Raw genomic sequence first — 25,656 nt, 5'->3', positions numbered from 1 at the left:
CGGAAAAAAGGAAACATGATGCAGGCAGAGCGGATGTTGGATGGCAAGGTCGCGATCGTCACCGGCGCGGGCGGCGGCATTGGCCGCGAGATCGCCCTGGCCATGGCGCTGGCGGGCGCCTCGGTGCTCATCGCCGATATCGGCGTGTCGCTGACCGGCGCGGGCGGATCGGGAACCCCGGCCGAACAGACCAAGCAGATCATCGAGCAGCGCGGCGGTGCCGCAGCGATCTGCGCCGAAAGCGTCGGCGAATGGCACTCGGCGCAGCGCATCGTGCAGGCGGCGCTGGATGCGTTCGGCCGTATCGACATCGTGGTCAACAATGCTGGCATCCTGCGCGACGCGATTTTCCATAAAATGGCGCCGGAAGACTGGCTCGCGGTGATCAACGTCCATCTGAACGGCAGTTTCTTCGTCAGCCGCGCCGCCGCCGAGCATTTCCGGCGCCAGGAATCGGGCGCCTACGTGCATATGACCAGCACCTCCGGTCTGGTCGGCAATTTCGGGCAGGCGAATTATTCGGCGGCCAAGCTCGGCATCGTCGCCTTGTCGAAATCGATCGCGCTCGACATGCAGCGCTACAAGGTGCGCTCCAACTGCATCGCGCCCTTCGCCTGGAGCCGGATGACCGACTCGATTCCGGCCGCAACGCCGGAACAGAAGGCGCGGGTGGCGAAGCTGCGGCAGATGACGCCCGACAAGAACGCCCCGCTCGCCGTGTTCCTGGCCTCGGAGGCCGCGCGCGACGTGACCGGCCAGGTTTTCGCGGCAAGACACAACGAGATTCTGCTGATGAGCCAGAGCCGGCCGATCCGCTCGGTGCATCGCGGCGAAGGCTGGACCCCGAAGCTGATCGCCGAACACGCCTATCCGGCCCTGCGCGCCTCGCTGCCGCCGCTCGACCGCAGCCCGGACGTGTTCAGCTGGGACCCGGTCTGACCACGATTTCGTCAGTCTGATACACGGGCTCGACTTTACCCCGGCCATTCACGTTAAGGCATATCTGGTATACCATATTCATTATACCTTACGGCTCGACACTCCTTAAATACACGAAGCTTCCAGGAGTTCTTCATCATAGGCCCCCAAATTGGGAATCCTCTGATTTGGCAAAAGGAATAGACCATGAAGACACGATCGATGTTGACAAGCGTTGCGGCGTTTTCGGTTCTGATGACGTGTTCGGCGTTCGCCGCGACCGTGACCCAGGGTCCGGCCCAGAATCCCTCTTACAATTCAAAGTCAAACCATTCGATGGCGCAGCAGGGTGAGCGCCACCAAACCACTCAGCCTTTGTCGACGCCGGGGACGGGGCAGCACCAGAGCATCAACTCGCCTTACAGCTCAAAGCCAAGCCATTCGATGACTCAGCAGGGCGAACGCAACCAGAACAATTGATCGCCCGCCCCCGACCGCCGGACGGCATATCTGTTCTGTTCGGAACGCGCCCCAGCGATAAGGCAATATTTCCCATCTATGCTAAGGGGCAATCATGGCCGAGCAGCAAACCGAATCCGTCATCAGCGTGCGCCACTGGAGCGACACGCTGTTCAGTTTTTCGACCACGCGCGATCCGGGCTTCCGGTTTCGCAGCGGGCAGTTCACCATGGTCGGGCTGGAAGCCGAAGGGCGCAGGATATCGCGCGCCTACAGCATGGCGAGCGCGCATTACGACGATAGTCTGGAATTCTTCAGCATCAAGGTGCCGAACGGCCCGCTGACCTCGCGGCTGGCGCAGATCAAGCCGGGCGACCCGATCCTGATCGGGCGCAAACCCACCGGAACCCTGGTGCTCGATGGGCTGACGCCGGGAAGGCGGCTGTTCCTGCTCGCGACCGGCACCGGCCTCGCGCCGTTCCTCAGCATCATCCGCGACCCGGAAACCTACGACCAGTTCGAGACCGTGATCCTGATGCACGGGGTCCGGCATATCGGCGACCTCGCCTATCGGGACTTCATCGCCGAGGATTTGCCGTGCCACGAATTTCTCGGCGAGCAGATCCGTGAGCACCTGATCTATATCCCGACGGTCACCCGCGAGGCGTTCGCCACCACCGGGCGGATCACCGCGCTGCTCGAATCGGGCGCCGCCCTCGCGGCGCGCGGTTTGGCGCCGATCGCGCCGGCGCAGGACCGGGTCATGCTGTGCGGCAGTCCGGCCTTTCTCGCCGACATGACCGGATTCCTCGACAGCCGGGATTTCGTCGAAGGCAGCCTGGCGCGGCCGGGCCAGTATGTGATCGAGAAAGCCTTCGTCGAGAAATAGGGGATAGCGCCTTATACCATTGCGGGTACGACGGTGCCGCCGTGATGCGCGCCGGCGAAGCGGCGCTCCATGCAGCGCCGTGCGTCGATCGCGGTTCGCGATGCCGCGTCATGAGCCGGCAGGTCCACATCGGCCCAGCGCACGGTTTCACCCGCCGCGACATCGCGAAGCAGGCGGGCGTGATGGGCAAGCCCGATCGGCAGCGCGGCCGCCTGCAAACTTGCCTCTGCCGGCATCAGCCGTCCCCAGACCGTATAACCACCTTCGCCATCCAGCGTCTCGCCCGCGCGCAGCGGCCGTTTGGCGATCGCGGCCACGTCGCCCAAAAAACCGCGCGGCTGGCCGGTCGGTTCGCCGCGCAAGGCGGCGGACAGGACGGAAATATTCAATTCCAGACCGATCAGATGATAGGGCTTGTACATCGCCGCGTAGCGGCCTGACGCATCCGTCTTGAGGCCGTATTGCCGAAAACACGCGGCGGCGTAGTCGTTCGGCGCTTCCAGGACCACATACACGCCCCAGCGCAGGTCGCGGAACACCGGCCTGCCGTCGCGCTCCAGCGACGAGACCACTTCCACCATGCCGGCGCGATCGAGCACGCCGCCCGCACTTCGGGGGCGCAGGATATGCGGCAGATCATCCACCCCGCAGGGCGGAAACCCCAGCCCGGCATCCGGCACGTCAAGCCCAGTGGCATTGGCGATCGCCGCCATCTCGATCGCCGATTTGGTGCCGTCGAGGAAGGAGTTGAACATCCGCGCGTTCATTCCGGCGTCACGAGCTTCATTTTCGGTCAGCCCGTAATGCTCCCACACGGTCGCGGGCGTGACAGTATGGTAGAACGGCAGATATTTGGTGCCCTTGCCCGCCGCGACGACCCGGAATCCGCAGGCTCGCGCCCAATCGACCAGTTCGGCGGTCAGCGCCGGCTGATCGCCATAGGCCAGCGAATAGACCACGCAAGCGCGCCGCGCCTCCTCCGCGAGCAGCGGTCCGGCGAGCGCATCCGCCTCGACATTCACCATCACCACATGCTTGCCGCAGGCCATGGCGGCGCGCGCGTGAACGATGCCGAACGCCGGGTTGCCTGTCGCCTCCACCACGATTTCGGCATCCGCTCGGGCGATCGCCGCCAATGCATCGTCGGTGAAATCGGTCGCTTCGATGGATTCATCCGGCCATCCGACGCCAAGGCACGCCGCGCGCGCCCGATCGGGGTCGAGATCGGCAATGGCGGCGATTTCCAGCCCCGGCGTGTGCGGCGCCTGGGCCAGGAACATCGCGCCGAATTTTCCGGCGCCGATCAGCACCACACGCACCGGCTTTTCGGCCGCGACGCGCTGCGCCAGCAGATGATGCAGGTTCACCGCGCGCTATTCCGCCGCCGCCTGAAACCCTTGCGCCATGCGCCCGAGCGCATCGTCCGCCACCGGCTCGATCGGTGCGAAATCCCGATGCGCGATGAAGCTCGGGCGGGTCGGCGTGCGAATGAAGTTGGAGACGGCGTTGAGCGTCAGATACACGATCCGGCGCGGATAGGGCGTGATATTGCCGGCCGAGCCATGCACCAGATTGCCATGGAACATCAGCACGCCACCCGGCTTGCCGGTGGGGGCCACAATGCCGCCCTGGGCGACCAGACGCGTCACCGTCTCGTTGTCCAGCGTCCATAACGGATAGGATGTGGTTTCGACATCGTGCGTCGCCTCCAGATCGCCGGCTAGATGGCTGCGCGGCACCAGAAGCAGCGGACCGTTGATCGGCATCACCTCGTCGAGAAACACCGAGATGTTCATCGCCTTCGGCTCGGGCATCCCGTCGTCGCGCTTCCAGGTGCCGTAATCCTGGTGCCATTGCCACACCTCGCCGGTGAAGGCCGCCTTCGCGTTGATCTTGAACTGATGCATGTAGAGGCGTTCGCCGAAAATCCGCTCGACCGGGCGGATTAGCCGCGGATGCGCACCCAGCAGCCGGAACGCCTCGTTATAGGTGTGCGCGGCGAAGGCGGTGCGCGGCGCGCCGTTTTTTTCGCGCCACACTTCCGGGCGCTGCTGGGCATAGATCGCCTCGGCTTCGCGCTTGAGCAGGGCGACTTCGCCGGCATCGAACAATTCGGGCAGGAACAGCCAGCCTTGTTCGTTGAAATCGTCGATCTGCTCCTGGCTCAGGTGCATGGTTCCTCCACAGGGTTTTTGGAATTCCGAAACCTGCGCCCGTGCCGTCCCCCCTGTCAAACACCCCGGCGTTGCCCATCTCTGCCGCATGAGCAGGAGTTTCGACGCCATCATCATCGGCGCTGGCCAGGCCGGACCGCCGCTCGCCAGCCGCCTCACCTCATCCGGCATGACCGTCGCCCTGATCGAGCGCAAGCTGTTCGGCGGTACCTGCGTCAATACCGGCTGCACCCCGACCAAGACGCTCATCGCCAGCGCCTATGCCGCTCACCTGGCACGCCGCGCCGCCGATTTCGGCGTGACGCTCGGCGGTTCGGTCGAAATCGACATGGCGGCGGTCAAAGCCCGGAAAGACGCGGTTTCGGGCACGTCACGCCAGAACGTCGAAACATGGCTAAGGGGCATGGAGCGGTGCACCGTCTATCAAGATCATGCACGCTTTGAATCGCTCCGTGAGATCCGCGTGGGCGATGAGCGGATCACCGCCGCGCGCATTTTCATTAATGCGGGCGCGCGTGCCGCCATCCCGGACATGCCGGGCCTCGATCGGGTGAACTATCTCACCAACACCACCATCCTGGAACTCGACGAGGCACCGCGCCATCTGGTGATCGTCGGGGGCAGTTATATCGGGCTGGAATTCGCCCAGATGTATCGCCGCTTCGGCAGCGCGGTCACGATCATCGAGAAGGGCCCGCGCCTGATCGCCCGCGACGACGAGGACGTGTCCGACGCAGTGAAAGACATCCTCGAAGCTGAAGGAATTGCCGTCCGCCTCGATGCCGACTGCATCAGCTTCGCGCCGCGCGGCACCGACATCGCCGCCGGCGTGAACTGCACATCCGGCGCGCCGGAAATCGTGGGCTCCCACGTGCTGCTGGCGGTCGGGCGGCGTCCGAACACCGACGATCTCGGCCTGGATCAGGCGGGCGTCGCACTGGACGAGCGCGGCTATATCGTGGTGGACGACCAGTTGCGCACCAGCGTGCCGGGCATCTGGGCGCTCGGCGATTGCAACGGCCGGGGCGCCTTCACCCACACCGCCTATAATGATTTCGAGATCGTCGCGGCCAATTTGCTCGACAATGATGCGCGCCGGGTCAGCGACCGGATCACTGCCTACGCGCTCTATATCGACCCGCCGCTCGGGCGGGTCGGCATGACCGAAGCCGAAGCCCGCAAGGCCGGGCGCAAAATCCGCGTCGGCACGCGGCCGATGACCAGGATCGCGCGCGCCATCGAGAAAGGCGAAACCCAGGGGTTCATGAAAATCGTGGTCGATGCCGAAACCGACGCCATTCTGGGTGCCGCGATCCTCGGCGTCGGCGGCGACGAGGCGATCCACGGCGTGCTGGGCATCATGACCGCCAAGGCGCCATCCGCCACCCTGCGGCGCTCGATGCCGATCCATCCCACCGTGTCGGAACTGATCCCGACAATGCTGGGAGACCTCCGGCCGTAGACGGCGGTTCCGCCAGACGATAACAAACCACCGTCATGCAGAGCGGCGATGCGGCGATCCTCAAGGACCTTGTGCTGATCGGCGGCGGCCACAGCCATGTCGCGGTGCTGAAGCGCTTCGGCATGAACAAACTGGCGGGCGTGCGCCTGACATTGATCAGCCAGGACGCCCAGACACCCTATTCCGGCATGCTGCCGGGCCTGATCGCCGGGCATTATGCCTTCGACGAGGCGCATATCGATCTCGGCCCGCTTTGCCGGTTCGCGGGGGCGCGTTTCTATCAGGACGAGGTAACGGGGCTCGACCTTGAAGGTCGAGTGGTTCTGTGCCGCAACCGGCCGCCGGTCCGGTTCGACGTTCTCTCGATCAACATCGGTTCGACACCGCGCACCGCCGACGTGCCGGGCGCCGCCGGCAATGTGGTGCCGGTCAAGCCGATCAGCCGGTTCATCGCCCAGTGGGAGGCGCTGCGCGAGCGGGTTCTGGTAACCCGCGATCGGGTGCGCATCGGCGTGGTGGGCACCGGCGCCGGCGGGGTTGAAATATTATTGGCGACCCAACATCGGCTGCGCGCATTGCTGGCGGAAGGCGGGCGGCCGGACGATCATCTGGATTATTATCTTTTCGGCAATGCGGACGAGATTCTTCCGGGCCATAATGCGGGCGCACGGCGGAGTTTCGAGCGCGTGCTGCGGGAACGGAACGTCCAGGTGCTGACCGGACAGGCGATCACCGAGGTTGCATCGGGACGGCTGCGCCGGGCGAACGGCGAAACCTATGATCTGGACGAGATCTTGTGGGTGACGAGCGCGGGCGCGGCGCCCTGGCTGCGCGCATCGGGCCTGAGCCTCGATGCTCAGGGCTTCATCGAAGTGAACGAAACCCTGGAATCGGTCTCGCATCCCGGCGTGTTCGCCGCCGGGGACATTGCCGCGGTGATCCGGCATCCCCGGCCGAAATCCGGCGTGTTCGCGGTGCGCCAGGGCGCGCCGCTGGCGCTCAATCTGCGCCGCTCGCTGCTCGGGCGGACGCTCCGCCCGTTTCGCCCGCAACGCCGGTTCCTCAGCCTGATTTCCACCGGCGATCGATACGCCGTCGCCTCGCGCGGCCGATGGTCACGCGAAGGGCGGTCGATGTGGCAATGGAAGGACTGGATCGACCGGCGCTTCATGCGCAAATTTTCCGAACTGCCGGACATGGCGGTGGCCAAGCCACCTGAATTTGCCACCGGGCTCGCCGATGCCGCGGCACTCGGCGAGATCTCGGCCATCGCCATGCGCTGTGGCGGGTGTGGTGCCAAGGTGGGTAGCACGGTGCTCAGCCGGGTGCTCGGCCAGTTGAGCCCGATCGGCCGGCCCGACATCCTGATCGGGCTCGACGCGCCCGACGACGCCGCCGTGGTCGAAGTGCCGCCGGGCAAAATGATGATCCACACGGTCGATTATTTCCGCGCCTTCGTCGATGATCCGTATATTTTCGGGAAAGTGGCGGCCAATCACAGCCTGGGCGATATTTTCGCGATGGGCGGCGAGCCGCAATCGGCGCTCGCCATCGTCACGGTGTCCTATGGGTTGGAGGCGCAGGTCGAGGATCAGTTGTTCCAGCTCATGTCCGGGGCGATCGAGGTACTGAACGCAGCGGATTGCGCACTGGTCGGCGGCCATACCAGCGAAGGCGCCGAACTCAGTCTCGGCTTTGCCGTAAACGGTCTGGCCGACCGCGCGCGGTTGATGCGCAAGGGCGGAATGCGGCCGGGCGACCGCTTGATCCTGACCAAGCCGCTTGGCACCGGGACGCTGTTCGCGGCGGATATGCGAATGAAGGCCAAGGGGCGCTGGATCGACGATGCGCTGGTCAGCATGGTCCAGTCCAACCGCGCGGGTGCGGCTTGTCTGCACCACCATGGGGCGACGTCCTGCACCGACGTGACCGGCTTTGGGCTGCTTGGTCATCTGATCGAGATGACCAGGCCATCATCGGTCGATGTCACGCTCGATCTTGCGTCCCTGCCGTTCCTCGACGGCGCGCTGGACACGGTGCGGATGGGCATTTTCAGCTCTCTCCAGCCGCAGAATGTCCGGCTGCGCCGCGCGATCCGCGACATCGAAACCGCCTCGGCGGATGAGCGGTTTCCGCTCATTTTCGATCCGCAAACCGCGGGCGGCCTTCTGGCGAGCGTTCCGGCCGAGCAGGCGGAGGCGTGCCTCGCCGAACTCGGAACCCTCGGCTACGATCGCGCCGCCATCATCGGCACCGTCATGCCGCAGGGCGACGCCCTCGAACCGATCACGCTTTGCCGGTGAGTTGCGCGAGGAGCGTTTGCCAGGATGCGCGTTCCCGCGCGGGGTCGAACAAAGGTACGCGCGCGCCGCACCGGGCGCGGAGATCGTCGAGAAAGCCCGGATCGCTCTCGGCACGGCGCAATAATCCAGTCAACGCCGCCGTGTCGCCAACCGGAAAGTAGCCCGGATAGTCGCCGCCGAGCAGCCCGACCGAGCCGGCAATCCGCGACGCGATTACCGGCACCCCGGCGACCAGCGCCTCGGAGACGACATTGGCGCCGCCCTCCATCACCGAACTCAACACCATCAGCTTGGCGCGGGCGAGCGCGCGACGGACCGCCCAGCCCGGCACCTCACCGCGCCAGACATAGCGCCGGTTGACCGTCATTTCCGCGCGCGCCGCCTCGGCCCAGTCCGCATCATGCGCCATGCCGAGGTGGACGATGCGGATACGTGAGGACTCCGGCAGCGCGCGGGCGGCGAGGGCGGTGCGCATCGGGTCCTTTTCCGCGCGCAGATGACCGATCACCAGAACCTCGAAAACCCCCCGCAGCGGCGGCAGGCGGCGGGATAGTGGCGGGACCGACTGATAAATTATTCTGACCTTCGACCGAAACCGGGCGGGGATTGCGTCGGCGACCAGATCGTGCAGCCCGACCAGCGCATCCGCCATCGCCATCGAACCCAGCGTGGTTTCGGGATCGCTTTGCTGAAAGCGGTAGATATCGGTCCCGGTCAGCGCCACCACCAGCTTGCGATCGGGATACCGCGCCCGGAACGCGCCGATGCTGTCGGCACTGCGCCACGCATGGAGCGCGATCATCAGGTCCGCGTTCTCGCCCGCATAGGCGGTGCTTACGGTCACGCGCGCGCCCATCCCGCGCAGAATGTGCGCCCAACGCATCGCTGTGGTCCGGTTGCCGGTGCGCGCGTGTTGGCGGGCCGGCGTGATCAGGCTAATCTTCATCGATCGCTCGGACAAAGAGACGCCCAAAGAGACGCTATGACCGATCCTGTCCCCACCGCTCACCTCATCGATTGCCTTGTGGACGCCCGTGCCCGCACGCTCGAACTGGTGCACGGGCTCAACGCCGACCAGCTTAAGGGACCGCCACTCGACATCGTCAATCCGCTACTCTGGGAGATCGGCCACCTCGCCTGGTTTCACGAGCATTTCGCGCTGCGGACCCTGGGCGACCGCACGCAGCGCCTCGATGCCGCCGATGCGCTCTACAACTCCTCGACCGTCCCGCACGACATACGGTGGGATCTGCCGCTGCCCACGCTTCAGGGCACGCTCGATTACCTGGCGCGGGTGCTGGATGCGATGGTCAACCGGCTGAACGGCGGCGCCGCCAGTGCGGAGGAAGCGTATCTTTATCTTCTGACAACTTATCATGAGGACATGCACGGCGAGGCGTTCACCTATTCGCGCCAGACGCTTGGCTACAAGGCGCCCGAATTCGCGACCCTTGCGGCCGGTCCGCCCACCGACATCGATGCCGGACTGCTCGACGGCGACGTCGCGGTGGCGGGCGGCAGTTTTTCTCTCGGCGCGGCGCCCGGCGCAGACTTCGTGTTCGACAACGAAAAATGGGCGCATCCGGTGACCGTGGAGCCGTTCCGCATCGGCTGCGCGCCGGTCACCAACGCCCAATTCCTGGAATTCGTGGCCGATGACGGCTATCGACGCCGCGCCTTATGGAGCGATGCGGGCTGGCGCTGGCGCGAAGCGGCCGAGGCTGATCATCCGCTCTACTGGGTCGCGCAGCAAGATGGCTGGAGCGAGCGGCAGTTCGATCGCACGATCGGCCTTCTTCCGCACCGGCCGGTCATCCATGTCAATTGGCATGAGGCGGAGGCGTGGTGCAACTGGGCCGGGCGGCGGCTGCCGCACGAAGCCGAATGGGAGGCTGCCGCCGCGACCGAACCCGGCGCCGGGGGGTTCGCCCCACGCAAGCGCCGCTATCCCTGGGGCGACGCGGCGCCCGGCCCGCGCCACGCCAATCTCGACGGGCGTGTGCTCGGCACCGTCGATGTCGCGGCGCATCCCGAGGGCGACAGCGCATGGGGGTGTCGCCAGATGCTCGGCAATGTCTGGGAGTGGACGGCGACATCGTTCGCGCCTTATCCGGGCTTCGCTCCCGACATCTACGAGGATTATTCGGCGCCGTGGTTCGGCTCGCGCAAGGTTCTGCGCGGCGGCGCCTGGGCGACCCGCGGCCGGATGATCGCCAACACCTATCGCAATTTCTTCACCCCGGAGCGGCGCGACATCATGGCCGGATTTCGGAGCTGCGCGCGAGACTGATCTCACCTCACCCCATCGTCAGGCCCATGATTCCCATCAGGATGAACATCACCGCCCAGCCGAGATCGAGGTTGACCCAGTACCGCGTGATCGCGCGCAGTCCGAACCGGCGGACCACCGCGATCGCGACCGCCGATCCGGTCAGAAACAGCGGGACGGCCATCGCCGCACTCACCGCCAGCGCGATCAGGACGGCGCCGAAAATCGGGGCGACGGTGGATGGTGCGGCCACCCACGCGCTCACCAGGATCAGGTTGATCAGCATCGGCGCCATCATCACCGGCGAGCCGCAATGGGTGAGCCCCATGCAGAACGCCCACCGCACCGGCCGGTCCGGGCTGATCCGGGCGAGGAATTTCGGATGGCGCGGCCGCAGGATTTTATAGAGGCCGAAGCCGATCAGTCCGAAACCGGCCAGCGACCCCGCCTGCATCAGCGTCATCATCGATAGCCGGTCCGCGAGCAGCACGGCGATGACGACCGAGACCGGCGCCAGCAACACGATCATCGACAGGAAATGCCCGAACGCGAGCGCCGCGGTGCTCAGCAGGATCGCCCGCGTCGAGTTCGTTTCCAGCCCGCGCGCCACCGCGCGCAGCCAGCCGACCGGCGGATTGACCCCCTGATACACCCCCATCCCGATCGCCATCAGCCAGGGCAGGGCCTGGTTCATCATCGAAACCCCGCTCATGCGGAGGCGAAACAGAAGCTCTCGGTCGAACAATCGCCGCCTTCGAGCCGCACCTGATGCGCGCCATAGCCGGCGCCGAACTCGATCCTGAAATTCGGATCGAGCCTGAAGCCGCCGGCAGCGTCGGCATGGCACATCACCATCTGCCCCGGCACGCCGCGCGGATAGAACTGGGTATCCCACGTGCTGTACAGCGAATTGGTGAAATAGACCCGCTTGCCGTCGCGGCTGATCTCGACCATCTGCGGGCCGCCGTGGAACGCCGCGCCCGAGGGGTGTTCGGTGTTTGCCGCGATGCCGCCGAGCTTCACCGTCCCCGCCAGTTTCGGCGCCATCGGATCGCTCACGTCATATTGGCGCAACTCGCCGGTTCCCCAGCACGCCACATAGAGAAACCGATCGTCCAGCGAGAGATCGATATCGGTGATCAGCGGCGGCACAGCGGCGAACGGCTTCAGCAGCTCGGGCAGCAGCGCCGGGTCGGCCGGCTGCGGCGGAACGATCGCGGTCTTTTTCGCGTGGAACTTGCCGCCCTCGCGCCACCAGGTCCAGATCGAGCCTTCCAGATTGGTGTTGTCGATCACCACGCCGAGAAACCCGTAATCCTTGGTCGGTTCGTGCGCCGGCCGGATTTCGAGCGCCATCTGATGGTTGGCGCCGAGATCGATGCTCTGGATGTGCCGGCGGCCGCGCAGATCCCAGAAATGCAGCTTGTGGCCGTATTTTCCGCCCATCAGCGCTTCCGGCACCACGCCGTTCTCGAACAGCGGCGGCAGCGCCCATTCGCTCGAGACCATGTAGTCGTGCGGCATGTTCCACCAGAAATCGTAATGGGCAAACTGGTCGCCACGGTCGATTTCCCACTGCCCGCGAATCTCGAAACTGTCGCAATCGAGAATGAAGACGCCCGCCGGACTTTCATCGCCGTTGACGCCCTTGCCGCCGAGCGTGCTGATATAGACCCCCTCCGGCCCGCAATGCACCGTGTGCGGCCGGGAATAGCCGGTCTTGCGCCTGACCTCGTCCGGCTCGATCACCTTGACGATTTTCGGCGCGCGCGGGTCCGGCTTGGTGTCGATGATGTAGATGCGCGACGAGCGTATCCCCGGTACCACCAGATAGCGCCGTTCGCTGAACGCATGACCGCTGGTCGGGCACAGGGACGCGCTGCAGGCACTCCACCCGTAATGATGCAGTTCGTCGCCGATATGGGGCAGCACCAGCGTGTTGAGCATAGTGCCGAACCGGGACGATGCGGGGTCGAGATCGACCACCGCCAGCGCATCGGCCGCGTTCTTGTCCTTGCTCAGCAAGGCGACGTAGCCGATGGTTTCGCGCGCCGCCTCCATCGCCAGCTTCGCCGACGGATAGAAGGTCGGATCGGGCCTCATTTGAACCATACTGCTCATATCCGCGTTCCCCCGGTGTTATCCATGCTTTTGTAGCCGTGAATCCTCGGGCCGGGGAAGCTATTTCCACCGGACAGGGCTGCCGGGCGCGGCGCAGCCACCATATCGCGTTCATGAACATATGGTCAGATGTCGGTCATGGCTCTTTTTATCGTCCGACTCTATGGGTAGAACCCGCGGGCTGTGCATATTCAACGGGTTGGCCGATCGGATGCGCGGCGCACCAATTCAAGGACGTGATCAGACGTGACCATGAGTGATCTACCGGCGACCGAGCGCGCGATCCGGGCGTCGGAAACCCAGCCTTTGTTCACCCTCTCGGCGGATCGCGGCTGGATTCAGCGGTTCCAGCTCGCCGGCACCGATCTGCGGGGCGGCGTGAAGCTGTGGCGCCTCGCCTGGTCGCTGGCGTTTTCGGATATCAGGCTGCGCTATCGCGGCTCCGCGCTGGGGCCGTTCTGGCTCACTTTGTCAACCGCGATCATGATCGGGGCGATGGCGTTTCTCTACGCCGACCTGTTTCACACCGATATCCATACCTATCTCCCCTATCTGACCGTCTCGATTATCCTGTGGAACTATCTGAACATGCTGGTCTCCGACGGCTGCACCTGTTTCAGCCAGGTAGAGTCCATGATCCGGGGGATACGGATGCCGTTCACGGTTCATGCCGCGCGCAGCGTGATCCGCAACACCATCATTCTGGCCCACAACATCATCGTGGTGGTCGCCGTGTTCGCGATCATGGGCGTGTCCATGTCGCTCTATTCGCTGTGGGCGATTCCCGGCTTCCTGCTCTGGCTGATCGACGCCTTCGCGATGTCCATCCTGTTCGGCGCCTTCTGCGCCCGGTTCCGCGACGTGCCGCAGATCATCATGTCGGTCATGCAGATCGCGTTTTTCGTCACCCCGATCATGTGGTATGCTAGCCTGCTGGAAAAGCACCCGGAAGGCGAATTATTGATCCGATTCAACCCGTTCTATTATCTTCTCGAAATTGTTCGCGGGCCGCTGCTTGGTACCCCGATGACGCTCGATATGGTCTGGAAGGCGTTGATCGTCTCCGGCGTGCTGATCCTGGTCGCGACGGTTGGTTTCGCCCGTACCCGCGGCCGCATCGCATACTGGGTCTAGCCTGATGACCTATCTCACCGCCTTTGGTCTGTCGGTGGCGTTTCCGCTCTACCACAGCGACAACCGCTCGCTGAAGAAAACCGTTCTGGGCCGCGCCTCGGGCCGGTTCGCCAAGGACGACCGGCAACGCCTGGTCGTGCAGGCGCTGCGGGATATTTCCTTCACCATGCGCTCGGGCGACCGGCTCGGGCTCGTCGGCTCGAACGGTTCCGGCAAGACCACCCTGCTGCGGACGCTGTCCGGCATCTATCAGCCCGCTTCCGGGTCGCTGTCGATGGAAGGGCGGCTGACCTCCCTGCTCGATCCCGGCCAGGGAATGAATCTCGATCTGACGGGCTGGGAAAATATCCGGCTGCGCGGCTATTTCCTGGGCATGGGGAAAGCCGACATCGCCCGGCTGGAAGCCGATGTCGAGGATTTCTCCGAGCTTGGCCAGTTTCTCGACCTGCCGGTGCGCAATTATTCCTCAGGCATGGTCGTGCGGCTGGCTTTCGCGATGGCGACCGCCGTGCATCCCGAAATCCTGATCATGGACGAATGGATTCTGGCCGGCGACGCCGGGTTCATGGACAAGGCCAAACACCGGGTCGAGGCGATGGTGCGCCACGCGGATATTCTGGTGCTCGCCAGCCATCAGGCCGGGATTCTGGCGCAATGGTGCTCGCGCCTGATCTGGCTGGATCAGGGGCGCGTCCGCGCCGAGGGCAGCCCGATGGAGGTCCTGGCGCAATATCTGCCGCCGCAGCAATTCGAGGAAATCGAGAAAACCAAAAGCCTGCTTGCGACGAACCCCGTATTCTGACGTCGCGCGGCTCGCGTCGCCTTTCGGCGGATTAAACCAGATTTCCCTGACGAAGCAGCGCCAGGGCCTTGGCAGGCCAGAGCGCAGGCGTCGACGGCACCGGCTTTTCCCGGCACATTGGCGAGAGCGCGTGGAGCCGGATCGAAGATATCGCCGCGCGTGCCGAAGTCAGCCCGGCCGGTGTCGTCCGCGCGGTCAAATCCTGGCGCTTCAGGCCATGTCGGATCGAAACAGCGGCACGACGGCGAGCGTCGGATTGATCGAGGGGGGCACGCGGCGGAATGTCGTACCGGCCTATGCTCGCGCCGGGATCGACGTTCGCGGGGCGACCCAACCGGAGATGAACCGCATCACGCGGGCGGTTCTGGGCCTCGCGGCACGGAATCCGAAAGCGCGGCTGAAAATTGCCGGAGGAACCAACCGGCCGCCGATGGAACGCACGCCGCAGATCGCGGCATTGTTCGAAAAAGCACAAGAAATTGCCAAGGAACTTGACATCGATTTGCGCGAGGCTTTCGTCGGTGGTGGCAGCGACGGAAACTTCTGTGCCGCTCTGGGTGTTCCCGTGCTGGATGGCATCGGGGCGGTTGGCGGCGGTGCCCATGCGCGAACCGAACACGTCGTCATGGCGGAAATTCCGCGCCGCACCACACTTCTGGCGGCGCTGATCGAGGGGTTTCGACTGCAATAAAGACGATCCAGCCACCTCCGCTTCCGACCGAACCATTCCGTTCAACCAGAATTGGCCAATTTGCCTGTCAAACCAAAGGAGAGCGTGGCCGGCTAAAGCCGGTCACGCTCTCCCGACATCAGAACCGGTACTTGAAGTAGAAGCGGTTGCTGAAATACGGATTGTGATACGGCCCGATATCGCCACGATTTTCGGCGACCTCGATATCCGTGTCGTCCTCGACATAGAGCCCCTTCAGAATCGACGACAGATCGTAGGAGGCGCCGACCTGCAAGGCCCAGAGCTTCTGGTTCGATATCGGAGTCCCGACCGGGAACCCGTAAGGACCATTGTAGGAATAGGTGGAACCGCCAAAACCGTAGCGGGCGACGTAACGGATGTAATTGGCGCTGAGACCCAGCTTGTTGTTCAGAAAGCCGAATTTCGACGTGATGCCGTAGGCATAGCCAGGTCCGAGATCCTCAAGGCCGGCTTGCATCGTGTCGGTGAAGTCGGTGCCGGTGAGGTCGTTATAGGGATGCACCAGGCCGCCATGCCGGTAGGAGTTGTAGTTGACCGGGCTGTAATCGCCGACCAGCGCGACCGTGTCGTTTCCGAACGACATTCCGAGCTTGCCGCCATAGATATGGGCATCGACCGAGTTGGCGTTACCGTCGGTGAACTGGAAAACGCCGTCGCCTGACGAATTGCCTTCGGAGACGATCTGCACCGCGCCGAGGACCGAGGTGTTCGGCGAGATCGGATGGGTCACGTCCGCTTCGCCGTAGAAGAGCTGGGCGAAGTGGTAGAAATCGTAATACCAGCCCTGGACGGTGATATGGTTGCCCTGAAAATCGTCCTGGAAGAGCGCGCCGAGCGTGATGAAGCCGTTGGTCGGCGCACTCGTGTAGCGGTTGCCGGAAATGAAGCTGCTGCTGTAGCGGCTGTCGTAATTGAACATCCGTGCGGCGAATATGCTGAACTTCGCGTCGCTGCCGCTCAGTTGCAGAGGGCCGGCATCGACGCCTCCGCTCTTGCCGCCGATGACATCGACCTTGCCCGCCACACCCATGAAGGCGCGGGGGTTGAAGGTATAGTAGTCCGGGTTGGCCCAGGGCGTGTTGATCAGCTGCCGGCCGAAGCGGATCTCCACCGTGTCGTTCTGATATTGCAGATAGGCCTGACGGAAGGACTGGATGCTGTGGTAATTGCCTGTCAGCTCCGTGGAACCGCGCAAATTATTGTAGATGCCGAGCGACTGGGCCGTATAACCGCCGAGTCCGACGCTGAAACCCTCGAACGAGCCGGTATGCGCGACGAGATGGCCGCCGACCGCGAAGGCATGATTATCCTTGGACGAATGGCCATGGTTGAGATAGTCGAAGTTGAGAGCCCCGACCATGCCTGAGAACGTGGTCTGCTGGAGAGCGGATTCCAGGCTTTGAGCGCTCGCCGCCGGTGCCAGGAACATGGTCGATACCATGAGCGCCGCGGCAAAGCCGAATGTACGCGTAACGCCGCCGGGCAGGCGGCGGGAGCGCTGTTGTGTTTTCAGCATTCTAGTCTCCCAGATTGAACGAGATTTACCTTCTCTTGTTCGGTTGATGTCAAGTTTAACGTGCTGTTATCACTGTGTCGGCGATCCTGGTTCCTTTTGTTAGAAATGCGATTGCCGCGATGACGACTCCGCCCGGCGCGAGGGTAGAACGGCCTCTCGGCACGATCGGCGCATGATAACGTGCGCCCAACGCCTGAACGCGGCCCCATATCGTCGGCGGCAAAAGGGACGGCGAGACAAAGTTCCTGCCTCACTCTTGGGTTTCCTTTTCCAGTCGGTTTGCACAGCGAGATTGGAATGGCCCGCTTGCGCGAATTATTTTTACTCTTTAATAAACCCATAAAGAGGAGCGTGATTGGTGTCAATACGAAATCGTGCTGGCAAGGCCGCGGCCGCCGGAGTAACATGGCAAACATGATGATCAGGGGCCCGGCATGACCAAGCCGCGCGTCAATTCCGCATTGATCCGGCGCATCAATACCGGAAGGCTGTTCCACATCATTCGCCAGAATGCCGGGATTTCGCAGCAGCAACTCTCGCACGTCTCGGGAATCGATCCGGCGACCATCTCGATCATCATCAACAATCTCGAAGCCGCGGGTATCGTGCGCCGGGTGATCGACGCGCCCACCGGCCGCGCCGGCCGTCCGACCTCCGCGCTGAGCATCGATGCGCGCGCCGGCTATCTTGCCGGCATCGGCATCGAACCCGACGCGATCCGCATCGTTCTCGCCACGATCGACGGCGCGCGCTGCGCCGATCTCATCGTTCCCGGCAGCCTCGATCCTGAAGCGGCGCGCGAAGCGGCGCGTGCCGGGCTTGCTAGCGCGCTGCGCATGGTTCGTGCGCGGCGCAGTACGCTTCTCGGGGTCGGCATCGCGCTGCCGGGCCTGGTTTCGCTCGACGGTCAGGTGGTGTTCGCACCCAATCTCGGCTGGCGCGATCTCGATTTCGCCGCAGGTCTGCGGCAGAGCCTGAAATGCCCGATCCGGCTGGAGAACGACGTGAAGGCCGCGGCGCTTGCCGAGCATCTGTTCGGCGCGAGCCGCGACATCACCGATTTCGTCTACGTGATGGGCCGGTCGGGCATCGGCGGCGGGCTTCATCTCATGGGTGAACTCTATCGCGGCCCGCACGGGCTTGCCGGCGAGATCGGCCATATGAAGATCGTGCCGGGCGGCAGGCTTTGCGGCTGCGGCGGGCATGGCTGCTTCGAGGCCTATGCCTCCGAGCGCGCGATTCTGGCGGAACTTGCCGCGCAGGGCCACCCCGCGCGGGATGTCGATGCGGTTCTGGCCGCCTGCCGCGATGGCGACAAGACCGTCCTTGCGGTGCTCGCCGAAGCGGGCGCGCATCTCGGCCTCGGCCTCGCCAATCTCATCAACATCATGAGTCCGCGCCGTGTCGTGCTCGGCGGCAGCCTGGCCAGGCTGGCGCCGTTCCTGCTGCCGGCCGCCGCACGGGCACTGGACGAGAACGCCTTGGCGGCGATCCGGCACGATGTCGAACTCGTGGTTTCGGTGATGGGCGACCACGCCGCGCCGATGGGGGGTATCGCGCTGGCGCTGCAACAATTTCTCGACGATCCTCCGGTCCGGCTTGGCCATCCGCGCGAATCCGGGCGACGGACGAAATAGCGTTCCGCCCGCATGCCCATCGGCCAATAACCGCCCGTATTCGAAGCCGCCCAATATGGTTCCCCCGGTTTGGCCGCCGGCCGCATCCGCGACCGAACGATCCAAGTTGCGATTTTTATTTGCAATTTTGTTGCAAAATCACGCCGCCCCGCAGCAGGGTCAAGCATGTTTTTCGGAACAATCGGGATGGGTCTGAAAAGATCTTCAGGTGTTGCAAATTTACAAAGAGCTAAGGCGCCGTGCAGCCGAACAAACCGCGCTTCACATGCCGCGCAAGATCGACCCGGCCTCGTTCGGAATTTCAATTCTTTATTTTTCGTATTTTAGAATAATAAATCCATCAACCCTGTCAAGGGGAAGTGACGCGACGATGGCCTTGCCGCTCTTGCTCTGGCGGCGCGGGCAGACGCCTGGGAAAATCCAAAATTAAGCGAAGGTGGCTGCGGTCTCGCCCGAGCGAACAGCACCCTCGATCGTCGCGGGCAGGCCGGTCGCGGTGTAATCTCCGGCGAGGACGAGGTTTTTGAACCGTGTCGCCGCATCGGGGCGGCGTGCGAGCTGTTCGGGCGTTGCCGCGAATGTCGCGCGCTTTTCCTTGACCACCCGATAGGGCGGAACGGTGCGCGGCAGGCCGAACGCCCGCCGCAGATCGGACCAGACTTCGAGCGCGAGGGCGTCGGAATCGGTGTCGATGCGGTCATTGGCCGCGCTGATCGTGACCGAAACGACCTCGGTCTTCTCGAAAACCCATTCCGCCGCCCCGCCGAGCAGCCCGTAGAACCCGGCCTCGCCGGCATCGATCCCGGCGCGGAAATGCAGATTCAGGATCGCCTCGAACGCGTCCGGCACGGTCAGGCCGGCCAGCAGGTCGGCGGCAACCCAAGGGGGGGTTGCCAGCACGACGCGTTCATCAGGTGCGATGATCTCGTCCATGTTCGGCCCGACCAGACCGGTGACATGGGCGTCGGAGACCGTCATCCCGGCAATGCGGGTGCCGAAGCGCAGTTCGGTGCCCCGCTCGCGGAGATAGGCGAGGGCGGGATCGACGAAGCTTTCCGAAAGGCCGATTTTCGGAAAGCGCGGCATCGACGCCCTGCCACCGCGCCTGAGGCTTTCGGCAATGACCGCGGCGAGCGGGGCCGCAGCGGCGATCCTGGGCTTGGTGTTGAGGGCGGCGATCGCCAGCGGCTCGAGCAGATTGTCGTAGAGCGGGTCGAGATCGCCGAGCAGGGCGGCAACGGTGTCGTCGGCCCGTGCGCGATCGAGACGGCGCAGCGCGAGATAGTCGCGCGCTTTGGTATTCGGCACCCGCCAGGATTTGCGCAGCACCCACCAGGGCAGCCGGCCGCGATTGAGCCGCAGCGTCCAGGCCGCGCCGGAGACGAGATCGATGAAGGGAAAGACCGGCCGGTTCGGCCCGGTGAGGCTGTCCGCCGCGCCGATCCGTGCGAGATAGGCCATGGTCGCGTGATTGCCGGAGAGCAGCAGATGGTTGCCGTTGTCGATCCGGCAGCCGAGGCTCGCATCCTCATAGGAGCGGCAGCGCCCGCCAGCCCATTTCGCCGCCTCGTACAGAACCACCCGTGTTCCACGGCTGGCAAGCGACGTCGCGGCGGCGAGTCCGGCCATGCCCGCGCCGATCACATGGACCCGCCCGGCCATCATGACCCGCGATCGGCGAGGAGCAGAAGCTGCGCGGCGAGCGCCACCTTGCGCCAGAGAGGCAGGCGCGGCCGGCGCTCCGGGTGGGCGAACCGGTCGCGGCGCATTGCCGCAAGCAGGGGACGATAGGCCGCCGCCATCATCCGGGCCGGGCGCATCGCACGCGCATCGCACAGGCGCATCGCCACCTCGGCTTCAGCGTAATGGCTTTCGGCCTGCGCCGCGATCGTGGCGAGAATGCGCTTCAGGCCGGGTGCCTGCAGGATGGTGGCGGGATCGGCGGCCACGCCTTCCTGGTCCAGTGCCTCGCGCGGCATATAGAGCCGGCCGCGCGCCGCATCCTCGGCGACGTCGCGCAGAATATTGGTGAGCTGAAGCGCGCGGCCGAGATGATGCGCGACCCGATCCCCGGTTGCCGACGCCTCGCCGAACACCCGGACCGAAAGCCGCCCGACCGCCGAGGCGACGCGATCGCAATAAAGATCGAGCAACGCTGCGTCGGGAGCGACGATCGGCGTGCCGGCATCCATTTCCATGCCGTCGATGATCGCGTGAAAATCCTCCCGCCGCAGCGCGTAGCGCAGCGAGGCCCAGCACAGCACGCGAGTGACCGGATCGTCCGCGCCGCCGGCGTGCAGCGCGTCGATCCGGGCGCGCCAGTCGTCCAGCCCCCGGCGTTTGGCGGCGAATGGTGCGTCCGCGTCGGCAATGTCGTCCACCGCGCGGCAGAAGGCGTAAATACCGTACATGGCGGTGCGGCGCTGTGCGGGCAGCACCGCCATGCCCCGGTAGAACGAGGTGCCGGCCGCGCGCGTCGCGGCGGCGACCGCACGCGCATCGTCCTCCATGGTCGGGACCGTCGCGAGCATCAGGCGAACCGGGGCAGCGATGCGAGAATCGCGCCGATCGCATCCGGCGTGCGCAGCCTCACCCGCGCGGCCAGCGGGTCGCCGCGCCGCAACCGTGCGTGGAGCCGCCGTGCGAGGCCGCAGATGATCGCGGTTTCCACCCGAAGCCGGCGCGCGCGCACCAAGCCGGGCAGGGCGCGTGCCTGATCGTTGAGCAGCGCGGTTTCCGCCAGCATTGCGTCGAACACGCGGCGCAGGCCGGGGCCGGTTTTCGGCGCGCGCACGTCTTCGGCTGTCGCCCCCTCGCGCGCGAGCCAGGCGCCGGGTAGGTAGGAGCGGTCGAGTTCTGCAAAATCCTTGGCGCAATCCTGAAGGTGGTTCATCACTTGCAGACTGGCGCAAAGCGCGTCCGAAGCAGGCCAGGTCGCCTCGCTCTCGCCATGCAGGTCAAGCACGTAGCGCCCGACCGGGGCCGCCGAGTAGCGGCAATAGTCCATCAGTTCGCCCCAATCGGCATAGCGGCGTTTCACCGCGTCCTGGCGGAAGGCGATCAGCAATTCACGGGCATGAACCGCCGATACCCCGGTTTGCGCAAGACTGGTGCGCAGCCGCGCCGCCGAGGGCGAACCTTCGGCCGCCGCTCCGGTCAGCACCGCCTCCATCGCGTCGAGTCGGGCGATTTTTTGCGCGGACGCAAGGTCCGGGTGGTCGGCAATGTCGTCCGCATTGCGGGCGAATGCGTAATAGGCGTGGACATGGCGGCGCAGATCCGCCCGGATCAGCCAGGAGCCGACCGGGAAATTCTCGTCGCCCCGGTCCTTGCCCGACCAGGTTTCGACGTTCGGCGCGGCGAGATCGGCACTCATGGTCCCGCTCCGTAGTCGCGGCGTTTCCATTGTGCGCCGGTGCCGCGCCAATGGCGCAGGGCGGAGGCGAGCGTCGCTTCCATATAGACCAGCGCAATACCCGGAAGCGCGAGACTCCAGAAACCGGAAACCCCATAGCGCCTGAGTGTCGGCCGATAGGACAATACGGCAAGCAGGTAGGCGACGAGGCCGAGGACAAAGCTCCAGCCGCCGCCGAAAATCACCGCGAGCGGCGGCACCAGCCAGACCAGGGCGAGGCCGATCAGGGTCAACGCCAGTAGCGCGGCGGAATAGCGCAACTGGGTGAAGGCGGTACGGGCGATCATCGCGCGAGTATCGGCGAGGTGCGGATAGGGGCGGATCGAGCGGGCGAGGCCGGAATGGCCAAGGAAAATCGCGCCGCCGCGCTTCACCAGGCGCGCCAATGTCACATCGTCGATCAGCGCGCCGCGCATCGCGGCGATGCCGCCGATCCGCTCGAGCGCCGCGCGCCGAATCAGCACGGTGCCACCCGCCGCCGCCGCGGTGGCGGACAGCGGATCGTTCACCCGCGCGAACGGATAGAGCATCTGGAAGAAATAGACGAAAGCCGGAATCAAGGCGCGCTCGGCCCGGCTTTCGCAATTGAGCCGCACCATTTCCGAGACCATGTCGAGTCTCGCGCCGCGCTCCGGCGTTCCCATGCGCGCCACCAGGGTCGCGAGATGGCGCGGATCGTGAGTGATGTCGGCATCGGTGAACAGGAGCAGTTCCGCGCCACTCCGTGCGACGCCCTGATCCAGCGCCCAGAGCTTGCCGGACCAGCCGGCCGGTTTCGTTGCACCGGAAACCAGCAGAAACCGTGGATCGCTTCCGGCGGCTTCGGCCGCACGGACGGCGGTGCCGTCGGTGCTGCCGTCATCGACCAGGATGACCCGGAACGGCGCCGGATAATCCTGCGCCAGAAGCGACGCGATCGCCGCACCGATGGTCTCCACCTCGTCGCGCGCGGGAATCACGATATCGACGGCAGGAGCGGTAACCGGCCGCGCCGGCAGCAGCTCGGGGCCGCTGTGCCAGAAATGCCCGTGCAGAAAATAGAGATACAGCCAGATCAGAGTGGCGATCGCGGCGAGGATCATGCGGCGGGCACCACGGCCGGGTCGAAGGCGAGGCTCGCAAGCTTGCCGCGCCGGCAGAAATCGGCCAGCGCGTCGCGCACCGCCTGTTCCGCCGGGCGCGGCGCGTAGCCGAGTTCGCGCATCGCCTTGGCCGAGCTGTAGAACATCCGCCGGCGCGCCATGGTCAGCATGTCGCGCGTCATCAGCGGTTCGTGGCGGGAAATCCGCGCCCAGGCTTCCATCAGCGCGGCGATCGGCATCAGCGGACCGATCGGCAGCTTGATGCGCGGCGGCGAGCGGCCGGCGAGCCGGGTGATCATCCGGCCGATCTCGGAGAGCATCAGGTTTTCGCCGCCGAGAATGTAGCTCTCGCCGGAGCGGCCATGTTCGAGGGCCAGAATATGGCCCTCGGCAACGTCATCGACGTGGACGATGTTCATTCCGGTCTCGACATAGGCCGGCATATGGCCGCGCGCGGCGTCCAGCACCATGCGCCCGGTCGGCGTCGGTCTGATGTCGCCGGGGCCGACGGGTGCCGAGGGATTGACGATCACCACGTCCAGCCCATTGGCGGCGAGAAGCCGCACCGCCAGCTCTGCCTCGTATTTCGATTTTTTATAGGGACCGACATGATCCTCCGGCGCGTTCGGCGTGGCCTCGTCGGCCGGGCTGCCATCCTGGGTGAGACCGAGTGCCGCGACGCTGCTGGTATAGACCGCACGCTCCACGCGCGCCGCCTGCGCCGCGCGGAGCAGGGCGAGGGTGCCGTCGATATTGACCCGCCGCATCGCGGCGGGGTCGGGAACGAACAGCCGGTAATCGGCGGCGACATGGAAGACGTAGCGGCAGCCGGCGGTGGCGCGGGCGAGCGAATCGGGGTCGGTCAGATCGCCGATAATGCGCTCGCCCGGCAGACCGGCAAGATTGGCGAGATCGCTCGACGGCCGGTGCAGGATGCGCAGCCTATGCCCACGCCGCGCGAGGGTGCGGGCCACGGCGGCGCCGATGAAGCCGGTCGCTCCGGTCACCAGGGTCGGGCGCGGGTCTGGCGCAGGATCGGGATTGCTGCTTCGCTCGCTCGTCATGCGGTGCCGTTCGGATGCCTCGGATAGCGTCCTAGTGTGGTGGTTCTGAAATTCCTAATATGCTTGGGGCAGTGATTTTAGGAATTTCAGAACGATAAACCACACTAGAATCAAATGCTTACTAGTGTCCTGCTCGATTCGGAAGTTCGTTTGTGCTGGCCGAGGTGTCTTACGAACTTCCGAATCGAGCAGGACACTAATGGCAAATCCGCGACGCTGCAAAATCGCCCGTATCGGACCGCGCGGGGATTTGGTAAGGGATGCGCCGTTACACGGAGAGACGATTTGATACGAAAGGCATCGCGCGGGGGGCGATCCGAATATGGAGAGCAGGCACGGGCGTTGATGCGCCGCCTCGGCGTCTGGCCGGCGGCCTTCGCGCTGCTCGGCCTTGCCCTGTTCACCGGCACCATCGCGTGGCTTGGCTGGGACGGCATCATGCGCGCGCTGGAGCGGGTGAGCATCGGCGGATTCGCGATCTATTTCGGCGTGCAACTGGTCATCATGGCGGGCCTCGCCGGCGCGTGGCGGTTGCTGCTGCGGCATCGGCGCGGCGGGCGCTTCGCCCTGCTCTACTGGGGGCGGCTGGTTCGCGATGCGGCGGGCGAATTCCTGCCATTCTCCCATGTCGGCGGCTTTATCCTGGGCGGCCGGGCCATCGCGCTCGGCGGCGTCACCTTCGCGGACGCAGCCGCCTCGACCCTTGCCGACGTGACGGTGGAATTCCTCGCCGAATTGGTGTTCATCGCGGTGGGTCTCGTCCTGCTCGTCGGCCTTGCGCCCAAGAGCACATTACTCGTCCCGGTCACCCTTGGCCTCGTGGTCGCGATGTTCGGCGCGGCGGGGTTTCTGTTCGTCCAGAAGGGCGGCGCGCGGGTGTTTCGCGGCCTTGCCATGCGCATCGCCGGGCGGTCGGCGGAGTCCGCCTCGATCCGCATGGAACGGTTGCAGGCGGCGCTCGATGCGATCTACGCGCGCCCCGCGCGGATGCTCGGCGCCGGGGCGCTCCATCTGGTCTGCTGGTTCGGCACCGGGGTTGCCTCCTACGTGGCGTTTCATGCGCTTGGTGCGGATATCAGCCTGACCGACGCGCTGGCGATCGAGGCGCTGCTGCATGCGATCCTGGCGGCAGGGTTCTTCGTGCCGGGCCGGATCGGCGTGCAGGAGGCGGCCTACACGCTGCTCGGCTCGGTGTTCGGGATTCCGCCGGATATCGCGCTGTCGGTCTCGCTGCTGCGCCGGGCACGGGATCTGATCATCGCCGTGCCGGTACTGCTGGTCTGGCAGGGAATCGAGGCGCGGCGGCTGCAGCCGGTTTCGAGCGATCTCGGCTGACATTCTTGCATCGCATCGCCGGGATGCCAAAATTATCGGTTAGGAAAAGTTCACAATTGCGGAGTTCGCGTCATGGGGTTGCTCGCCATCATCGTGCTGGGACTGATCGCGGGCTGGATCGCCAGTCTGATCGTCGATAACGCCGGCAAGGGACCAGTGCTGGATATGGTGCTGGGCATCGTCGGCGCGCTGGTGGGCGGGGAGATTTTTTCTCTGCTCGGCGCCGCGCCGATCACCGGGTTCAACCTCTACAGCCTGTTCGTCGCGGTGATCGGCTCCGTGGTGGTGCTGGTGATCTACCACGCGGTCATGGGCCGCCGCAGACTCTGATTTAGCTTCAATACAATCTGGAGTTGTGATAACC

Annotated in this window: 23 protein-coding genes; 12 read left to right on the top strand and 11 right to left on the bottom strand. The window is 65.0% G+C overall.

What is annotated here, in order from left to right:
* Positions 1-15 precede the first annotated feature (15 nt).
* The 3 genes from L2A60_RS01750 to L2A60_RS01740 all read left to right on the top strand — a co-directional run bounded on the left by L2A60_RS01750 (position 16) and on the right by L2A60_RS01740 (position 2,266).
* Positions 16-939, top strand: a complete 924-nt coding sequence (locus L2A60_RS01750) for an SDR family NAD(P)-dependent oxidoreductase (RefSeq protein ID WP_456237160.1) — start codon at positions 16-18, stop codon at positions 937-939.
* Between the two features lie 186 nt (positions 940-1,125).
* Entirely contained in the window at positions 1,126-1,398 is a 273-nt protein-coding gene (locus L2A60_RS01745; RefSeq protein WP_235702647.1) for a hypothetical protein, read from the top strand.
* Positions 1,399-1,492: 94 nt separating this feature from the next.
* Positions 1,493-2,266 carry a ferredoxin--NADP reductase gene (locus tag L2A60_RS01740; RefSeq protein ID WP_235702646.1) on the top strand — a complete coding sequence of 258 codons (774 nt, stop codon included), beginning with the start codon at positions 1,493-1,495 and terminating at the stop codon, positions 2,264-2,266.
* Positions 2,267-2,277: 11 nt separating this feature from the next.
* Here the strand turns inward: L2A60_RS01740 and L2A60_RS01735 are convergent, their stop codons facing one another.
* Both L2A60_RS01735 and L2A60_RS01730 read right to left on the bottom strand, forming a co-directional pair.
* Entirely contained in the window at positions 2,278-3,633 is a 1,356-nt protein-coding gene (locus L2A60_RS01735; RefSeq protein WP_235702645.1) for an NAD(P)H-dependent oxidoreductase, read from the bottom strand.
* Between the two features lie 6 nt (positions 3,634-3,639).
* The gene (locus L2A60_RS01730; RefSeq protein WP_235702644.1) at positions 3,640-4,440 is read right to left on the bottom strand and encodes a phytanoyl-CoA dioxygenase family protein; all 801 of its coding nucleotides are present in this window, start codon (positions 4,438-4,440) and stop codon (positions 3,640-3,642) included.
* 88 nt (positions 4,441-4,528) lie between these two features.
* On the opposite strand from L2A60_RS01730, the gene L2A60_RS01725 reads away from it, so the two are divergent.
* Together L2A60_RS01725 and selD are read left to right on the top strand one after the other, a co-directional pair.
* Positions 4,529-5,902, top strand: a complete 1,374-nt coding sequence (locus tag L2A60_RS01725; RefSeq protein ID WP_235702643.1) for an FAD-containing oxidoreductase — start codon at positions 4,529-4,531, stop codon at positions 5,900-5,902.
* A gap of 35 nt (positions 5,903-5,937) precedes the next feature.
* A complete protein-coding gene (gene selD / locus L2A60_RS01720) occupies positions 5,938-8,205 on the top strand; it encodes a selenide, water dikinase SelD (RefSeq protein ID WP_235702642.1) in 2,268 nt (755 codons plus the stop codon).
* Here selD and senB read toward each other — a convergent pair.
* On the bottom strand, positions 8,189-9,151 hold the full coding sequence (senB, locus tag L2A60_RS01715) for a selenoneine biosynthesis selenosugar synthase SenB (protein WP_235702641.1): 963 nt from the start codon (positions 9,149-9,151) through the stop codon (positions 8,189-8,191). The genes selD and senB overlap by 17 nt on opposite strands.
* 36 nt (positions 9,152-9,187) lie before the next feature.
* Between senB and senA the strand changes: the two genes are divergently transcribed.
* The gene (gene senA / locus L2A60_RS01710) at positions 9,188-10,495 is read left to right on the top strand and encodes a selenoneine synthase SenA (protein ID WP_235702640.1); all 1,308 of its coding nucleotides are present in this window, start codon (positions 9,188-9,190) and stop codon (positions 10,493-10,495) included.
* A 7-nt stretch (positions 10,496-10,502) separates the two neighbouring features.
* Here senA and L2A60_RS01705 read toward each other — a convergent pair whose 3' ends face one another.
* Positions 10,503-11,186, bottom strand: a complete 684-nt coding sequence (locus L2A60_RS01705) for a hypothetical protein (protein WP_235702639.1) — start codon at positions 11,184-11,186, stop codon at positions 10,503-10,505.
* Positions 11,183-12,577 (bottom strand): selenium-binding family protein, encoded by a 1,395-nt coding sequence (locus tag L2A60_RS01700; protein ID WP_235702638.1) that lies wholly within the window; start codon positions 12,575-12,577, stop codon positions 11,183-11,185. The genes L2A60_RS01705 and L2A60_RS01700 overlap by 4 nt, the downstream gene beginning before the upstream one ends.
* Positions 12,578-12,847: 270 nt before the next feature.
* On the opposite strand from L2A60_RS01700, the gene L2A60_RS01695 reads away from it, so the two are divergent.
* The 3 genes from L2A60_RS01695 to L2A60_RS01685 all read left to right on the top strand — a co-directional run bounded on the left by L2A60_RS01695 (position 12,848) and on the right by L2A60_RS01685 (position 15,222).
* Complete coding sequence (locus L2A60_RS01695) at positions 12,848-13,729, top strand: ABC transporter permease (protein ID WP_235702637.1); 882 nt, start codon at positions 12,848-12,850, stop codon at positions 13,727-13,729.
* Between the two features lie 4 nt (positions 13,730-13,733).
* Positions 13,734-14,531 carry an ABC transporter ATP-binding protein gene (locus L2A60_RS01690; protein WP_235702636.1) on the top strand — a complete coding sequence of 266 codons (798 nt, stop codon included), beginning with the start codon at positions 13,734-13,736 and terminating at the stop codon, positions 14,529-14,531.
* Positions 14,532-14,748: 217 nt separating this feature from the next.
* On the top strand, positions 14,749-15,222 hold the full coding sequence (locus L2A60_RS01685; RefSeq protein ID WP_235702635.1) for a M20/M25/M40 family metallo-hydrolase: 474 nt from the start codon (positions 14,749-14,751) through the stop codon (positions 15,220-15,222).
* A gap of 118 nt (positions 15,223-15,340) precedes the next feature.
* Here L2A60_RS01685 and L2A60_RS01680 read toward each other — a convergent pair whose 3' ends face one another.
* Positions 15,341-16,759 (bottom strand): hypothetical protein, encoded by a 1,419-nt coding sequence (locus L2A60_RS01680; RefSeq protein WP_235702634.1) that lies wholly within the window; start codon positions 16,757-16,759, stop codon positions 15,341-15,343.
* A 434-nt stretch (positions 16,760-17,193) separates the two neighbouring features.
* On the opposite strand from L2A60_RS01680, the gene L2A60_RS01675 reads away from it, so the two are divergent.
* Positions 17,194-18,396, top strand: a complete 1,203-nt coding sequence (locus L2A60_RS01675) for an ROK family transcriptional regulator (protein WP_235702633.1) — start codon at positions 17,194-17,196, stop codon at positions 18,394-18,396.
* 426 nt (positions 18,397-18,822) lie between these two features.
* Here L2A60_RS01675 and hpnE read toward each other — a convergent pair whose 3' ends face one another.
* From hpnE to hpnA, 5 genes are read right to left on the bottom strand one after another with little or no spacing between them, the layout of a single operon-like run.
* Positions 18,823-20,058: a hydroxysqualene dehydroxylase HpnE gene (gene hpnE, locus L2A60_RS01670; protein ID WP_235702760.1), complete on the bottom strand. Its 1,236-nt coding sequence runs from the start codon at positions 20,056-20,058 to the stop codon at positions 18,823-18,825.
* On the bottom strand, positions 20,058-20,927 hold the full coding sequence (hpnD, locus tag L2A60_RS01665; protein ID WP_235702632.1) for a presqualene diphosphate synthase HpnD: 870 nt from the start codon (positions 20,925-20,927) through the stop codon (positions 20,058-20,060). The genes hpnE and hpnD overlap by 1 nt, the downstream gene beginning before the upstream one ends.
* On the bottom strand, positions 20,927-21,772 hold the full coding sequence (gene hpnC, locus L2A60_RS01660) for a squalene synthase HpnC (protein WP_235702631.1): 846 nt from the start codon (positions 21,770-21,772) through the stop codon (positions 20,927-20,929). The genes hpnD and hpnC overlap by 1 nt, the downstream gene beginning before the upstream one ends.
* Positions 21,769-22,893, bottom strand: a complete 1,125-nt coding sequence (locus L2A60_RS01655; RefSeq protein WP_235702630.1) for a glycosyltransferase — start codon at positions 22,891-22,893, stop codon at positions 21,769-21,771. Before L2A60_RS01655 ends, hpnC begins: the two co-directional genes overlap by 4 nt.
* Positions 22,890-23,957, bottom strand: coding sequence for a hopanoid-associated sugar epimerase (gene hpnA / locus L2A60_RS01650; protein ID WP_235702629.1), 1,068 nt, complete (start codon positions 23,955-23,957; stop codon positions 22,890-22,892). Before hpnA ends, L2A60_RS01655 begins: the two co-directional genes overlap by 4 nt.
* 345 nt (positions 23,958-24,302) lie before the next feature.
* On the opposite strand from hpnA, the gene L2A60_RS01645 reads away from it, so the two are divergent.
* Together L2A60_RS01645 and L2A60_RS01640 are read left to right on the top strand one after the other, a co-directional pair.
* Entirely contained in the window at positions 24,303-25,292 is a 990-nt protein-coding gene (locus L2A60_RS01645; protein ID WP_235702628.1) for a flippase-like domain-containing protein, read from the top strand.
* Positions 25,293-25,364: 72 nt separating this feature from the next.
* Entirely contained in the window at positions 25,365-25,622 is a 258-nt protein-coding gene (locus tag L2A60_RS01640) for a GlsB/YeaQ/YmgE family stress response membrane protein (protein ID WP_235702627.1), read from the top strand.
* The last annotated feature ends 34 nt before the right edge of the window (positions 25,623-25,656 follow it).

The organism is Acidiphilium iwatense (genome assembly GCF_021556475.1).
Lineage (GTDB): Bacteria > Pseudomonadota > Alphaproteobacteria > Acetobacterales > Acetobacteraceae > Acidiphilium > Acidiphilium iwatense.
This window is presented reverse-complemented; position numbering and strand designations above follow the sequence as displayed.